The 14,126-nt window shown below is 75.1% G+C and carries 12 protein-coding genes; 8 read left to right on the top strand and 4 right to left on the bottom strand.

Annotation, left to right across the window (positions count from 1 at the left end):
* Window positions 1-257: 257 nt before the first annotated feature.
* The 6 genes from ACIRPH_RS10405 to ACIRPH_RS10380 are packed head-to-tail and all read left to right on the top strand — an operon-like array spanning window position 258 to window position 6,525.
* Window positions 258-1,175 (top strand): helix-turn-helix domain-containing protein, encoded by a 918-nt coding sequence (locus tag ACIRPH_RS10405; protein ID WP_402912088.1) that lies wholly within the window; start codon window positions 258-260, stop codon window positions 1,173-1,175.
* A gap of 36 nt (window positions 1,176-1,211) precedes the next feature.
* Window positions 1,212-1,379, top strand: a complete 168-nt coding sequence (locus ACIRPH_RS10400; protein WP_402912085.1) for a hypothetical protein — start codon at window positions 1,212-1,214, stop codon at window positions 1,377-1,379.
* Window positions 1,376-2,254: an ABC transporter ATP-binding protein gene (locus ACIRPH_RS10395; RefSeq protein WP_402912082.1), complete on the top strand. Its 879-nt coding sequence runs from the start codon at window positions 1,376-1,378 to the stop codon at window positions 2,252-2,254. The genes ACIRPH_RS10400 and ACIRPH_RS10395 overlap by 4 nt, the downstream gene beginning before the upstream one ends.
* Window positions 2,251-3,306 (top strand): iron-siderophore ABC transporter substrate-binding protein, encoded by a 1,056-nt coding sequence (locus ACIRPH_RS10390; protein WP_402912079.1) that lies wholly within the window; start codon window positions 2,251-2,253, stop codon window positions 3,304-3,306. The genes ACIRPH_RS10395 and ACIRPH_RS10390 overlap by 4 nt, the downstream gene beginning before the upstream one ends.
* Window positions 3,303-5,405: an iron ABC transporter permease gene (locus ACIRPH_RS10385; RefSeq protein WP_402912076.1), complete on the top strand. Its 2,103-nt coding sequence runs from the start codon at window positions 3,303-3,305 to the stop codon at window positions 5,403-5,405. Before ACIRPH_RS10390 ends, ACIRPH_RS10385 begins: the two co-directional genes overlap by 4 nt.
* 34 nt (window positions 5,406-5,439) lie before the next feature.
* The gene (locus ACIRPH_RS10380) at window positions 5,440-6,525 is read left to right on the top strand and encodes a peptidase C39 family protein (RefSeq protein ID WP_402912073.1); all 1,086 of its coding nucleotides are present in this window, start codon (window positions 5,440-5,442) and stop codon (window positions 6,523-6,525) included.
* 122 nt (window positions 6,526-6,647) lie between these two features.
* Here ACIRPH_RS10380 and ACIRPH_RS10375 read toward each other — a convergent pair whose 3' ends face one another.
* The 3 genes from ACIRPH_RS10375 to ACIRPH_RS10365 all read right to left on the bottom strand — a co-directional run bounded on the left by ACIRPH_RS10375 (window position 6,648) and on the right by ACIRPH_RS10365 (window position 10,611).
* Window positions 6,648-7,100: a hypothetical protein gene (locus tag ACIRPH_RS10375; RefSeq protein WP_402912070.1), complete on the bottom strand. Its 453-nt coding sequence runs from the start codon at window positions 7,098-7,100 to the stop codon at window positions 6,648-6,650.
* Between the two features lie 388 nt (window positions 7,101-7,488).
* Complete coding sequence (locus ACIRPH_RS10370; RefSeq protein ID WP_402912067.1) at window positions 7,489-8,283, bottom strand: SAM-dependent methyltransferase; 795 nt, start codon at window positions 8,281-8,283, stop codon at window positions 7,489-7,491.
* A gap of 267 nt (window positions 8,284-8,550) precedes the next feature.
* Window positions 8,551-10,611 (bottom strand): tetratricopeptide repeat protein, encoded by a 2,061-nt coding sequence (locus tag ACIRPH_RS10365; RefSeq protein WP_402912064.1) that lies wholly within the window; start codon window positions 10,609-10,611, stop codon window positions 8,551-8,553.
* Window positions 10,612-11,267: 656 nt separating this feature from the next.
* Between ACIRPH_RS10365 and ACIRPH_RS10360 the strand changes: the two genes are divergently transcribed.
* Together ACIRPH_RS10360 and ACIRPH_RS10355 are read left to right on the top strand one after the other, a co-directional pair.
* Window positions 11,268-12,068: a GNAT family N-acetyltransferase gene (locus ACIRPH_RS10360; protein WP_402912062.1), complete on the top strand. Its 801-nt coding sequence runs from the start codon at window positions 11,268-11,270 to the stop codon at window positions 12,066-12,068.
* 312 nt (window positions 12,069-12,380) lie between these two features.
* A complete protein-coding gene (locus tag ACIRPH_RS10355; RefSeq protein WP_402912059.1) occupies window positions 12,381-12,917 on the top strand; it encodes a class IV adenylate cyclase in 537 nt (178 codons plus the stop codon).
* Between the two features lie 109 nt (window positions 12,918-13,026).
* Here ACIRPH_RS10355 and ACIRPH_RS10350 read toward each other — a convergent pair whose 3' ends face one another.
* On the bottom strand, window positions 13,027-14,046 hold the full coding sequence (locus tag ACIRPH_RS10350; protein WP_402912056.1) for a LacI family DNA-binding transcriptional regulator: 1,020 nt from the start codon (window positions 14,044-14,046) through the stop codon (window positions 13,027-13,029).
* Window positions 14,047-14,126: the final 80 nt, after the last annotated feature.

Raw genomic sequence — 14,126 nt, 5'->3', positions numbered from 1 at the left:
CCCCTCGGAGAGCCCGCGGCGCGCGTGCGCCGCCCCCGCCGTCCCCGCGGACCGCGCGGGGCATCGGCGTGCCGCTGCGCCACCCCGAACGCCGCACCCGTCGCCGCCTGCGACAATAGGGGCATGCCGTCCATCTCTCCGTTCCCGGGGCGCACCGTCCGCGCCCCCCGGGCGACCCCGCCGGGGACGCGCCCCGCGACCGGGACCCCGGCCCCTCGGAGCCGTGCCGTCCGACGGGGGCTTCCGGCGGGCCGCCCGTGAGCGCGACCGGGACGGATCCGTCCGGACGCCGTCCCCCCTCCGGGCCGCCCCCGGCCCCCGGTGGGGGCGCGGGCCTGGGGGCCTGGCGGCGCGAGCCGAGCACCCTGGTGAAGCAGGCCGCCGCGCTCCCGGGCGGCGCCGACGCGCCCTTCGTCATCATCGCGGAGTCGCACGTCCCGGGCGCCCCCACGGAGTGGGAGCCGCACGCCCACCCCGCGCACGAGCTCGTGTGGGTGCGCCGCGGAGCCATGACGGCCCGTGTCGGGGACCGCGTCTTCACCGTCTCCGAGGGGTGCGGGCTGTGGGTCCCCACGGGGGAGGTGCACGCCGGCCGGCTGACGGCCGGGGCCGAACTCCACACCGCCTTCTTCGCCCCGGACCGCACGCCGGTCGCCTTCGAGGGCCCGACGGCCATCGCGATGACCCCGGTCCTGGAGTCGTTGCTCCTCCACCTGGCCCGCGCCGACATCGACGCCGGGGCGCGGGCGCGGGCCGAGGCGGTCGTGTTCGACGTGCTGGAGCCCTCGCGCCCCCAACTCGCCCTGCAGCTGCCGGGCGACCCCCGGGCCGACGTGATCGCCGAGGCCCTGCTGCGCGACCCCGCGGACGACCGCTCCCTGGAGGAGTGGGCGCGCGACCTGGGGGTCAGCCCCCGCACGATCAGCCGCGCCTTCCGCACCGCCACCGGCCTGTCGTTCGCGCAGTGGCGACAGTCACTGCGCATCCACCGGGCGCTCACACTGCTCAGCGAGGGGTGCGAGGTGCAGGACGCCTCCGAGCGCCTCGGATACGCCCAGACCAGCACGTTCATCGACGCTTTCCGGCGCGTGATGGGCACCACCCCGGGGACGTACTTCGGCACGCCTCGCGCAACCGCTGACCGGAATTCCGTATCCGGAGTCCGGAAGTCCTGATTGCAGCCGCGGAGGCGCCGTACCTATCCTGAGTGAGTGAAGGCTAACCTAATCTCCTGCGCGGGCGGGCTGGCGTGCGCACGGCCGAACCCGCTGCTCACGGGGCCCGCGCACGCCGCTCCCGGCGCCGCCCACGCCCTGCCGCGGCCCTCCTCCACCGCGGCCGCCGCGGAACCGGCGCGCGCGACGCGCACGGCGCCGTGACGCGCGCACACGCCCTGAGCGGGGAAGGGCTGGTCCTGAGCTACGGCAGGTCCACCGTCGTCCACGGAGCCTCCCTCACCCTGGAGGCCGGCCGGGTGACCGCCCTGGTCGGGCCCAACGGCAGCGGCAAGTCGACGCTCCTGCGCTCGCTGGCCCGACTGCACCGCGTCGACGACGGCCACGTCACCCTCGGCGGCCGCGACGGGCAGCCCGAGCGCCCGGTGTCCCTGCTCAGCGCACGCCGGTTCGCCAGGGAGGTCACCCTCTTCTCCCAGTCCCGCCCCACCCCCGAGGGGCTGGCGGTCAGCGAGGTCGTCGCCTTCGGACGCCACCCCTACCGGCGCGGCTTCGCCGGCCTCTCCGCCGAGGACCGCCGCGCGATCGACCACGCCATGGGCGCCACCGGCGTGCGGGACATGGCCGACCGGGCCGCCGGAGAGCTCTCCGGCGGCGAGATGCAGCGCGTCTGGCTCGCCGCCTGCCTGGCCCAGAACACCGGCGTCGTCCTGCTCGACGAACCCACCAACCACCTCGACCTGCGCTACCAGATCGAGACCCTCGACCTGATCCGCGACCTCGCCGAGGACCACGGCGTCGCCGTCGGCGTCGTGCTGCACGACCTCGACCATGCGGCCCGCATCGCCGACACGCTGCTCCTGCTGAGCGCCGGCCGCGTCCGCGCCGCGGGCGACCCCGCCGAGGTCCTCACCACCCCGAACCTCAGCGAGGTCTACGGCATCCGGGTCGAGGTCGCCCAGGACCCCCGGACCGGCCGGCTCCGCATCGACCCCGTGGGCCGGCACACGGCCCGCGCCCGCACCACCGCCTCGGACCACCCGAGCACACAGGAACAGAGCAGAGAGAACCACCCATGACCCGTCTCCGCCACCTCGCGACCGCGGCCTCCGCCGTCGTCGTCCTCGCCGCAACGGCATGCGGTACCACCAGCGTCGACGAGGCCGAGCCCGAGGCCGTCGCCGCACCCGCCTCCGAGAGCTGCGCCGACGACACCACGACCACCTCCACCGACCCGGTCTCCCTCACCGACGGCGTCGGCCGGCAGGTCGAGCTCGACAAGCCCGCCGAGCGCATCGCCGTCCTGGAATGGCAGCAGGTCGAGGACGCCCTCACCCTGTGCGTCACCCCTGTGGCCGTCTCCGACACCGAGGGCTACAGCACCTGGGTGAGCGCCGAGGAACTGCCCGAGGGCGTCACCGACATCGGCAGCCGCGAGGAGCCCGACCTCGACACCCTCTACGCGCAGAACCCCGACCTGGTCGTCGTGGAGGCCTTCAGCGCCGACGACGAGATCATCGCCCAGCTCGAGGAGCGCGGCGTGCCCGTCCTCGCCACCCTGGGCGCCGACCCGGCCGACCCCATCGGGAACATGCGCGACGTCTTCGGGATGATCGGCGAGGCCACCGGCCGCACCGAGCGCGCCGATCAGGAGCTCCAGAGGTTCGACGACCACCTCGCCGACGCCAAGGAGCAGGTGGCCGCCCTCGACCTGCCCACCACGGACTTCCTCTACTTCGACGGATGGCTCCAGGGCGGCAACCTCACCATCCGCCCCTACGGCGAGGGCGCGCTGTTCACCGCGCTCGGCGAAGAGCTCGGCATGACTCCCGTCTGGACGGACGAGATCAACGAGGCCTACGGCGACGGCGGCGTCAACCCCTCCTACGGCCTCGCGCAGACCGACGTGGAGGGCCTCACCGCCGTGGGCGGGGCCAACCTCTTCTACGCCAACGACGAGGGCGTCGGCGGCTACGTCGAGGAACTGGAGAAGAACCCCATCTGGACCTCCCTCCCCGCCGTCGAGGAGGAGCGCGCACACGCCTTCCCGCCGCGCATCTGGGGCGCCGGCGGCCCGCGTTCGACGGAGCAGGCGATCGACGGGTTCGTCGACGCGCTCACCCAGGGATGAGCGGAACACTCCAGGCCCCGCCCCGGCGGTCCCCGCTGCCGCGCATCGGCATGCGCGGCGGCACCGCCGGGGCGGCGGTCGCCGCGACCCTCACCGCCGCGATCCTCGCCGTGGGCCTGTGGCACCTCACCCAGGGCACCTCCGGCGTGGGCTGGTGGGACCTGGCGCGCTACGCGCTCGGCGAGCGCGAGGACGTCGACGGGGTCCCCGTCGGCGACGTGCTCACCGGCTCGCGGCTCCCGCGCCTGTTCGCCGGCGTGGCCGTGGGCTTCGCCCTCGGCGTCGCCGGAGCACTGCTGCAGTCGGTCACGCGCAACGCGCTCGCCTCACCCGACACCCTCGCCGTCACGGCCGGGTCCTACTTCGCGCTCACCGCCGTCGCCGCCTTCGGCCTCGCCGTCCCGCTGTGGGCCTCCGGCCTGGTCGCCCTCACCGGCGGCCTGCTCGCCGCCGCCCTCGTCCTGGGCATCGCCGGCCACGCCGCCGGAACGGCCACCACACGGCTCATCCTGGCCGGCTCGGCCATGGCGATGGCCCTGGACGCGGCCACCGCCATGATGCTCATCCTGTTCAAGGAGAACACCACCGGCCTCTACGCCTGGGGGAACGGCTCCCTCGTCCAGCTCAACATCGACGCGTCCCTGCGCGCCATGCCGGTCATCGTCGCGGTGCTGGCCGTCGCGCTGCTGCTGAGCCGGCGGCTGGACGTGCTCGGCCTGGGCGACGACACCGCGGCGTCGCTCGGCGTGCCCCTGCGCTCGACCCGGACCGTCGCCGTGCTCTGCGCCGTGCTCCTCACCGGAGTGTCCGTCACCCTGGCCGGACCGATCGCCTTCATCGGCCTGGCCGCCCCCGTGCTCGCGCGCCTGATCGCCGGACGGATCCCCTCCCTGCGCCGACACCTCCTCCTCGTCACCGTCTCCGGGCTCCTCGGAGCGCTCCTGGTCCTGTTCGCCGACGCCTCCCTGCGCGCCGTACTCGGCGCCGAGGGCGCCGCCTCCATCCCCACCGGCGTGCCCACGGCCGTGCTCGGCGGCCTCCTCATCGTTGTCCTCGCCCTGCGCCTGCGCGACGCGGGCCCCGTCCGCCGGCCGCCCGGCACACGGACCGGGACGCGCACCCGCCGACGCTTCCTCGGCGTCCTCCTCACCGCGGCGGTCCTGCTCGTCGCGGCCGTCCTCGTCGGCGTGCTCGCCGGCAGCCTGTGGCTGCGCACCGGCGACATCGCCCTCTGGCTCCAGGGAACCGCCCCCGACCTCATCGGCCGCGCCCTCGACGAACGGGTCCCGCGCGTGGCCGCCGCGGTCCTCGCCGGCGCGGCGCTCGCCCTGGCGGGCAGCCTCGTCCAGAGCACCGTGCGCAACCCGCTCGCGGAACCGGGCCTGCTCGGCATCACCGCCGGGGCCGGACTGGGCGCGGTCATCGTCGTGACCTCCGCCGCGGACAGCGGCCTGCCCTCCCTCGTCACCATGGCGATCCTCACCGGCCTGGCCACCTTCGCCGTGATCGCCGCCCTGGCCTGGAGGGGGGCGCTGCGCCCGGACCGGTTCGTCCTCATCGGCATCGGGAGCGGCTACAGCCTGAGCGCCGTCACGACGTTCCTCCTCCTGCGGGCCGACCCCTGGCAGACCCCGCGCATCTTCACGTGGCTCTCCGGGACGACCTACGGGCGCACCTTCCCCGACGTCGTACCGGTCGCCGTGGTGCTCCTGGTCGCGGCGCCGCTGGTCATCGGCCTGGCCCGCCACCTCGACCTCATCGCCGTCGACGAGGACACCCCCCGCATCCTCGGCATGCGGGTGGGGCGGACGCGGCTGGCGCTGCTCACCGTCGCCGCGCTCCTCGCGGCCGTCAGCGTCGTCGCGGTCGGGGTCGTCGGCTTCGTCGGACTGGTGGCGCCCCACCTGGCCCGAGCACTGGTCGGCGCCCGCCACGGGCGCAGCATCCCCGTCGCGATCGTGCTGGGAGGACTGCTGGTCTGCGTCGCCGACACCCTCGGCCGCACGCTCATCGCCCCCTCCCAGATGCCGGCCGGACTCATGATCGCCCTGGTCGGAGCCCCCTACCTCATCTGGCTGCTGCGCCGCTCCCACATCTGAGCCCCCGCAGCCCGCACCCCACGAGGAGCCCCCGATGCCGTCCCGCCCCGACGCGCCCGCCCGCGGCGCCGTCCTCCCGTTCGACCCCGCGGCCCGGCCCGCGCAGCTGGAGCGGATCGCGCCCGGCCCGGTGCTGGAGCGCTGGGAAGCGGTCGACCGCTCGCACCACGCGCCCCGGATCGTGGCCGTCCCCGACGCCGCGGGAGAGGGCTGGGCCGGCGCCGCACTGGTCACCGCGCGCCCGCAGGCCGCCTACGCCAAGATCGTCGACGCCGTCGGCGACGTCCCCGCCGCCGTGGAGGCGGTCCTCGACCACGCCCGCGCCCGGGGGCTCGCGCAGGTCAAGTGGGAGGGGTGGACGGCCGGCGACGCGGACGCCGCCGCCCTCGGCTTCACCCCGATGGAGGCCCCGCGCGGCACGGCGGACGGCGCAGGCGGCCCGCCCGCGGGCTACGTGCGCTGGCTGGACGGCGAGGGGACGGCGGAGCCTCCGTACCGCCGCCAGTCCACGAACTTCACCTGCGGCGCCGTCGCCGCCCTGGTCGCCCAGGTCCAGGCGGGGGCGGTGCCCCGCGACTCCCTCGACCGCACGGCGGAGCTCACGCTGTGGCGCGGCGCCACCAACTTCCCCGCCTGCGAGCCCGTCGGCCTGGGCGTCGCCGTGCGCCGGACCTGGCCCGCCTCGCCCGTCACCGTCTTCCTCGACACGGACCGGCCCGTCCTCCTCGACACCTACACCGAGGCCGAACAGGAGTGGCGCGCCGTCCTCCAGCAGGCGTCGCGGACGGACGCGGCCCGGGCCGCGGTCCCGATCGACCCGCACCGCCTCACCCTGCCCGCGATCCGCGACGCGGTCGACCGGGGCGACCGCGTCCTGCTCCTGCTCTCCCTGGCCGCGATGCTGGGCTTCGACGTGCCGCACTGGGTCCTCTGCCACGGCGCCGTACCCGGCGCCCTCGTGATCGAGGACCCGTGGACCAACGACACCACGGGCGACACCTGGGTCGACGCCCACCTGCTGCCCGTGCCCGACGCCGCACTCGACGCGATGGCGGCGGTGGAACGGGGCGGCCACCGCGGCGCCGTGGTCATCGGAGCCCCGGAGACGGCGGGGGAATAGCCCGTCCGTGCCGTGGAAGCCGCGGCGGCCCCGATCGCGACGTGGCCGATCCCGCCGCCGTGGACCAGGACGCGGTCGCCCCCGGTCACACCGCCGAGGCCGACCAGGCCCTGCTCAGCGTGTCAGTGGGCCCTGCCCATGAACGTGACGGTGCGGGAACCGTTCCCGCCCGTGCCGTCCTCCAGGGTGAGGGTGTAGGCCCACCACCGGCCCGACTCGGGTGAGGGGCAGGAGTCCGAGACACCCGTGGCCAGGTGGGCCGGTAGCGAGACACCCTCACCACCCCGTTCGGCCAGGGCGGAGGGGCCCGACTCCCGGAGTGACGCGGCGTGGCGGCACGTCGAGGTGAGGTCCAGGTCCAGGGGTTCGCCCGTCCCGTTGATGAGGCTCACCTCCCACGTGACCCTTGCGTCCCCGCCGACGTCCTCGTGGGAGATGCTCAGGAGTTGCAGCCTGATCCCGTCGCCGTACTCGAAAGGCCGGTTCGCCGGCACGAGCAGGTACCGGGCGCCGACGCCGAGGATGATGAGGGCGAGCACGAGGGTGAGCGCGGTCCACGGCGCGAGTCTGCGCACGATGCCCTCCGGGGGACGGTGGCGCCGAAAGCGCCGGGGGTGCGCACACCCTACGGTGGAACGTCCGGTGCCGGACGCACTCGGCCGCGCCTGGGCCGGCTTCCACCGGAACCCGGCCCTGACACGGCTCCCGACGGTGTCGCGGATACCGACGGGGTCCGCGAGCGGTTGCCCGTCCGGGGCGGCCCGGAGCACTCGGGCCCGGAGCGGCCACGCGCTGCTGGAGCGCGATGGCCGGGGCCGTCACCGCGTCGGTGAACACGGTCGAAGGGACCCCGGACGCGTACCGGCGGTGTCCCGGATCACCGGGGCGCCGGGGTCGTGCCCCGGGGAGGGGCGCGTCCGAGCGGGGACCCCGGACGCGGGGGGCGGGGGACCGCGCCCGGGGTCAGGGCTTGCGGGCGACCCCGCCGTACTGGGCGACCTCCCCGGCGGTGTCCGCCCCGGTCGTCCCGGGCCGCCAGAGCGGGACGGAGACCACTCCGGGTTCCAGCAGCTCCAGGCCGTCGAAGAAGGCGCCGATCTGCTCCGGGGTACGCAGGTGGATGGGCTGGGCGGCGTTCTCGTTCCAGGCTTCGGCCGCCTCCACGATCTGCCGGCTGGTGTCGGTGCTGTCGCACAGGGCGAGGAAGCTGCCCGGGGACAGGGCGTCCACGTAGGCGCGGGCCACGGCGTAGGTGCGCTCGTCGGCGGGGAAGTGGCCGAGCACGCCCATGAGGACCAGCCCGATCGGCCGGGTGAGGTCCAGATGCTCGCCGGCCCGGGCCAGCAGCGCCTCCGGATCGAGCAGGTCGGCGTCGAGGTAGGCGGTGGCGCCCTCCTCGGTGCTGGTCAGCAGCGCGCGGGCGTGCGCGAGCACCAGGGGGTCGTTGTCGACGTAGACGATCCTGCACCCGGGGTCGATCGCCTGGGCGACCTCATGGGTGTTGTTCGCGGTGGGCAGGCCGGAGCCGATGTCCAGGAACTGCCGGACGCCCTCCTCCCGGGCCAGGTGGGCGACCGAGCGGGCGAGGAACCGGCGGTCGGCGCGCATGAGCTCGACGATCTCGGGGGAGGACCGTTCGACCTGCTCCCCGAGGGCGCGGTCCACCGGGTAGTGGTCCTCGCCGCCCAGCCAGTAGTTCATCACCCGTGCGGAGTGGGGGACGGTCGTGTCCAGGGGGACGCGGGGGGTGTTCGTCATGGGCGCCTTCCGGTTCGGCGGACGATCCGGGGAACACGGTCGTCCTTCTGGCTCGCGCATCTTCTTCGCCGTCGGGGAAACCCTGCCACACGGGGTTTTCCGCGGCCATCACCGTTGCGGCCCCCGTGCGTTCGGCGCGCCTCGGCGCGGGGCCTGCCCCGGAACCCCCTCCATGCGCGCCCGGCCTCCGGAGCCCGGTGGACGGGGTGCGGGGTCGGCGCCGGGCCCGGGCGGACGGTGTTCCACCGCCGGTTCGAGGGACAGGGTTCAGTAGCCGTCGTCTCCGTAGGACGAGGAGTCCGCGGAGGAGGACGACGAATCGGAGGACGAGGAGCCGTCGGAGTACGAGGAGTCGGAGGACGAGGAATCGTCGTAAGACGGTGAACCGTACGACGAGGCATCGTCGTGGGACGCGGAACCCCCGGACGACGGGCCGCCCTGGTGCGAGGCGGTCCCACCGCTCTGTCCCGTACGCCCGAGGGCCGTCCCCCCGCCACCGGAGCCGAGGCCCTTGTACTCACGGAAGATCCGCGCGGCGAGGGCGCCCACACCGCTGACAGCCGCGCCTGTGGCAGCCGTACGGGTGACGGCCTCCCTCCAGGCACGGGCGCGCCGACGCTCGTCCAGTGCCGTGTAGACGACGGGCACGCGTCGGGCCGAGGCGAGGGAACCCTTCTTCGCCGCCTTCTTGTGCAGGGTCAGCGCGGTGTCCCACCGCCCGCCGGCCTCCAGGGAACGGCCCATCAGGTACATGGCGTGCACGTTTCCCGCGGTGGCCGCCTTGTTCCCCCACGCACACGCCCGGAAGGCGGGGCGCCCTCCGGACCACTCCGCCCGGTCGTGGGGCAGGTCCGCGAGGAGCTCGGCCAGCTTCTCCGTCTGCTTCTCCCCGTTCAGGACTTCGTCGAGCAGCGGCCGGAGCCGGGAGTCGTCGATCCCCCACGTCTCCAGGCAGGCGTGCAGGAACATCGCGTTCTCGTCGCCTCGCCCGGCTGCCACGCCGCACCAGGACAGCGCCTCGTCCTCGTCTCCCGCCCGGTAGGCCAGAAGCCCCGCGAGGTAGGCCTCGATCGTCGCGCCCGCGTCGTGGGCCCGGCGCAGCCGGTCGCCGGCCTCCGCCGCCGCGGAGGGGTCCTCCCCCTCCAGGGCGATCCGCGCGAGCACCGCCCCCAGGTGCGCCATCGCCCGGGGGTCCCCGTTCGCGACCGCGCGCCGCAGGGAGGGGAGGGCCTTCGCCCGGTCGTCGGCCCTCAGAGCCAGGAGCGCCATGCCGAGGTTGGCCTCCGGGTGCCCGGGGAAGCGTTCGAGGAACCGCGCCCAGGCGTGCTCGGCGACGGTGGACCTACCGGTCTCGTAGGCGGCGAAGCCGAAGGTGGGCAGGTACGCCACCGGAATGCGGTGCGCGACCAGGGTCCACACCACCTCCGGTACCTCGGCCCCGTCCGTTTCCCGGAGCGCGTGGGAGACCAGGTGGTGGAACGGCTCGTAGGTCCCCTCGTCCACGCGGGACAGGCAGGCGGTGGCGCCCCCCGCCGGGTCGGCGGCCCACCGCAGGGCCTCGTCGAACGTCGACGTCCCTGGGTCGTGGTGCACGTTCGGTGCGAGGTAGTGCCGGTGCAGGTCCTCCAGGAGCCCCCGGGGCAGGGGATCGCGGTAGCCGAGCCTGCGAGCGTCCACCGCCGCCGAGATGACGGCCCCGGCCCGGACCTCGTGGCCGTGGACCGCCGAGCGCCAGCGGCGCAGGGTCGTATGGGCCCCCGAGATGTCCGCGGCGAACCCTCCCTCGGCCTGGGCGGCCAGGGCCTGGAAGATCCGCCGGTCGCCGGCGAGTTCGCGGGCCCTCTCCACCTCCGCCCCCGTGAGGCGGCGCTCGACGAAGAAGTGCTCCGCCCGGTCCTCGAGGATCCTGGTGACCGCGGGCGCGGACTGCTCCGGGAAGTCCCCGCGCACCCGGGAGTCCAGGGTCGCGACGATGCAGACGTCCGAACGGCCGGGCGGACACAGCCGGTCCAGCACGCCCTCGTCCAGGGTGCCCGCGGCGAGGTAGCGGTCGACCCCGTCGAGCCACACCACCGAGTTCCGGGGGGCGGTGGGCAGGTCGGCGATGGCCGTCAGGGACTGTTCGTCGCTCGGGACGACCAGGCGGCGGTCGGGGACGGTCCGGCGGATCGCCTCGTAGGCCGACCGGGTCTTCCCCGACACGGACTCGCCCTCGAGGACGACCAGACCGCCCGCCAGGATCGCACGGTCGAGGGCCGCGTCGAAGTCGCGCGGCACGTAGGCGGGCACCGGCTCCTCCTGTGCGTCGGATCGCTTCGCCCTGCGCACCCCGAGCTCCCGCCCGTCCGTCCAGTCCCGGACACGGTCGCGTTCGGGGCCCGTTCGGCCCTGCGCTCGACCTCGATCGCCTTGCGGCGACGCTCCACCCACCCCTCGAACAAGGCGCCCAGGGGCTGGGTGAGCAGGGCGACGAGGAACGCCGCCCCGGCGATCACGTAGGGCCAGATCCCCGAGGGGTCCGGTATGAGGGAGATCCCCGACATGAGGGTTCCGAGGATCACGATGCCCAGGACGATGCCGGCGAAGTGCCGTCGTCTTCTCGTCATGCGGATGTGGCTCCCTTCGGGGGTGGGGACGGGCCACGGTCGTCCCCCGGTCCTTCTTCCCCACCGCGGTCGCGCTCATCCTGTCCGATACCGATCCGTGCCCGCCGCCCGCGGTCGGCGGCCCCGTCCGTCCCGCGGAGCGCTCGGACCGCGGCCACGGCTCACCGGACGGGAGGCGCGGTACGCGTGGCCGCCGCCGTGTGACTGCGGCGGTGCGACCGCCCGCCCGTCTCCAGGTCACAGATCGGACGAACCGGCCGGTAACCGGGGGGCGGTCGGGGATCGTGGAGGCGGAGCACGCACGCGTCCGCGAGCCGCAGGCGAGGCCTCACGCCCGGCCGGGCGGGCTCCCCCCTCCCCACCGCTCGAAGGGTTCCGATGACGGATCGCACGGAGTCGATCGAATCGATGCGGCAGCTCGCCGCCGTCTGGCGCACCATGGTGCTCGACCGGGACGCGGCCGCCGACGTCCGGGACCTGCCCGGCCTCGCCGTCCGCTGGGCCGACAGCCGGTTCGCGTTCTGGAACTGCGTGACGCTGACCGACGTCGGCGCGGACGCGGCGCTCGTCGAGGAGCGCCTGGCCGGGGCGGCGGAGATCATGCGATCCAAGGCCCGCCCGGGGTTCCTGTGGCTGTTCGAGGACCTCCTCGGCGAGGACGCGCGGGAGGGGGTGCGGGCGACCGCGGAGAGGGCCGGCCTGGAGTTCGCCTTCTCCGGCACGGGCATGGCCGGGGACCTCCTCCCCGTCGCCGAGCCGTCCCATCCCGACCTGGTCTTCGTGCGCGTGACCACCGAGGAGCGGCTCCGCGCGTACGCGGACCTCAACTCGCGCGCGTACGGGTTCCCGCTGGAGGACGGCCGCGACGGGCTCCTCGGGTCCGCTTTGTGGAAAGAGGGGGTGTACGCCTACCTCGGCCTGCGCGACGGGCTCCCCGTGACGTGCGCCGCGACGGTGGAGGCGGAGGGCCGCCTGTTCGTGGCACTCGTCGCCACGCACCCGGAGTGGCAGCGCAGGGGCTACGGCGAGGCGGTCACGCGCAAGGCGCTGCACGAGGGCGGGCGGGCCACCGGCCTGACCCGCGCCACCCTGCACGCGACCGAGGCGGGGGCGCCCGTGTACCCCCGCATCGGCTTCCGTCCGAACTCCCCGGTGCACTTCTACGGTCTGAAGGGCTGAGCGCCCCGGCGCGGCCCGGGCGGGCCCCGCGCCCGGGACGCGGCGAGGAGGGCCGGAACGGGGCGAGCGGCGGGCCCGTGTCCGAGGACCCCTGAGCGGCGAACCCGCCGCTCGCTGATCGAGAACCCGGGGGAGAGGGTCCCGGGAGTCCTGGGGACCCCGGCCTCGAGGAAGGACATCCCGTGGCGAAGCGCCGGGGGCGCGCCGAAAGGGACATCCGTTCGCATTCCGGCGCCGGATGGACCGAACCCCGGACGCCGTCGTGAGCCTTCACTACGCTCGCCCCGACAGCGCTGCGAGGAGAGGCAGAGGATGCGGGAGATCGAGGCGAAGTACCGGGTGCGCGACCCGGAGGCGGTCCTGGCCGCGCTCCGGGAGGCCGGGGTGGCCATGGGGGAGCCGGTCCACCAGGACGACACGGCCTACGCGCCTCCCGGCTGGGAACCGGGGAAGGGCAAGCGCGGCTTCACCTTCGCCCGCCTGCGCACCGAGGACGGCGTGCACGTCGTGACGGCCAAGACCCCGCTGGCGAACGCGATGGAGTGCGTGGAGCACGAGACGGCCGTCGCCGACCGGGACGGGATGCACGGCGTCCTGACCGCGCTGGGGTACGTGCCGAGCGTGCGGATCGTCAAGAGCCGTCGGACGGGGCGGGCCGGCCCGATCGCGGTGTGCCTCGACGACGTGCGGGGAGCCGGGGTGTTCCTGGAGCTCGAGGTGCTGGTCGACGACGACCGGGACGGACGGGCGGCCCAGGAGGAGCTGGACGTGTGGGCGCGCGGACTCGGGGCGGACCTGGAGCGGGTCACGCAGACCTACGACGTCCTGGTGCGCCCCGTGCCCGCCTGAGGCCCGCGGTGGCGCCCCGCGTCCGTTCCCGAGGCCGGGAGCCTTCGTGCGGCGGGCGCGGGCCGGCACGCACGGCGCTTCGCGACGCGATGCCGCCGTGCCGGGGCCCTCACCGGGGGAGGCGCAGGGGCCCGCTGCTCTCCCGGGGCACCAGCTCTCCGCCGGGGAGCATCTCCTCGGCCGCCGGTGCGCCCTCGACGGCTCCGATGAGCAGGGCCGCCGCCCGGCGGCCGTATTCGACGACGTCGCGGCGGACCGCCGTCAGGGCCGGTTTCACCAGACGGCACAGGAGCGAGTCGTCCCAGGCCACGATGGACAGCTCGGAGGGGACCGCGACGCCCATCTCCTCGGCCACCGCCAGCCCGCCCACCGCCATCACGTCGTTGTCGTACACCAGGGCCGTCGGGCTCTCGGGCAGGGCCAGGAGGCGCCGGGTGGTACGTGCGCTGTGCTCCCCGCTGCCGTCGGTGTGCACGACCACGGCCCGGTGTCCGAGGTCGCGTGCGGTCTGCTCGAAGGCCTTGGCCCGCGCGTGTGCGTGGGCGAGGTCGGCCGGCCCCGCGACGTGGGCCAGGTGCGTGTGCCCCAGGGCGACGAGGTAGTGCATGACCTCGTTCATCGTGGGGCGGTCGTCGACCGGCAGTGACAGCGTGCCGTTCCCGTCCGCTGCGGCTCCGAGGACCAGGGCGGGCACGGCGGGCGGAGGCGCGGGGGACCGGCCCATGCGCTCCTCGGCCAGGATCACACCGTCGACCCGGCCCCGGGTCTCCCAACGGCGGCGCGGAGAGCCCTCCGCGGCGGGGTCGGAGTGCACGATCATGTCCATCCCGGTGGAGGCGAGTGTGTGCTGGACCCCCTCGACCAGGAGCGCGAAGGAGGATGGGCTGCCCCAGAGGCAGCCCGCCCGGCGGGTCACCAGTCCGATGGCGGCCGTCCTGCCGCCCGAGGACAGGGCGCGCGCCGGACCGCTGGGAGACCAGCCGAAGTCGCGGGCGGTGGCCAGGATGCGCTCGCGGGTCTGAGCGGAGACACCGGGGCGGCCGTTGAGGGCGTAGGACACCGCTCCTTTGGAGACCCCCGCCGCTCTGGCGATGTCCATGATCGTCGGGCGCCGCATCATCGAGCCCATCGGTACTCCTGTCGGGTGTGTCCGGTCGTGGCACGGGGCCCGGGCCGGTCGGGGCGTGCGGGGTCGGGGCGCGGTGATCC

The organism is Nocardiopsis sp. NPDC101807, assembly GCF_044766605.1.
Lineage (GTDB): Bacteria > Actinomycetota > Actinomycetes > Streptosporangiales > Streptosporangiaceae > Nocardiopsis > Nocardiopsis tropica.
This window is presented reverse-complemented; position numbering and strand designations above follow the sequence as displayed.

Coding starts and splice junctions, on each gene's coding strand:
- ACIRPH_RS10390 (WP_402912079.1), top strand. CDS start 2,251: ATGACCCGTCTCCGCCACCTCGCGACCGCGGCCTCCGCCGTCGTCGTC.
- ACIRPH_RS10385 (WP_402912076.1), top strand. CDS start 3,303: ATGAGCGGAACACTCCAGGCCCCGCCCCGGCGGTCCCCGCTGCCGCGC.
- ACIRPH_RS10380 (WP_402912073.1), top strand. CDS start 5,440: ATGCCGTCCCGCCCCGACGCGCCCGCCCGCGGCGCCGTCCTCCCGTTC.
- ACIRPH_RS10370 (WP_402912067.1), bottom strand. CDS start 8,283: ATGACGAACACCCCCCGCGTCCCCCTGGACACGACCGTCCCCCACTCC.
- ACIRPH_RS10360 (WP_402912062.1), top strand. CDS start 11,268: ATGACGGATCGCACGGAGTCGATCGAATCGATGCGGCAGCTCGCCGCC.
- ACIRPH_RS10355 (WP_402912059.1), top strand. CDS start 12,381: ATGCGGGAGATCGAGGCGAAGTACCGGGTGCGCGACCCGGAGGCGGTC.
- ACIRPH_RS10350 (WP_402912056.1), bottom strand. CDS start 14,046: ATGGGCTCGATGATGCGGCGCCCGACGATCATGGACATCGCCAGAGCG.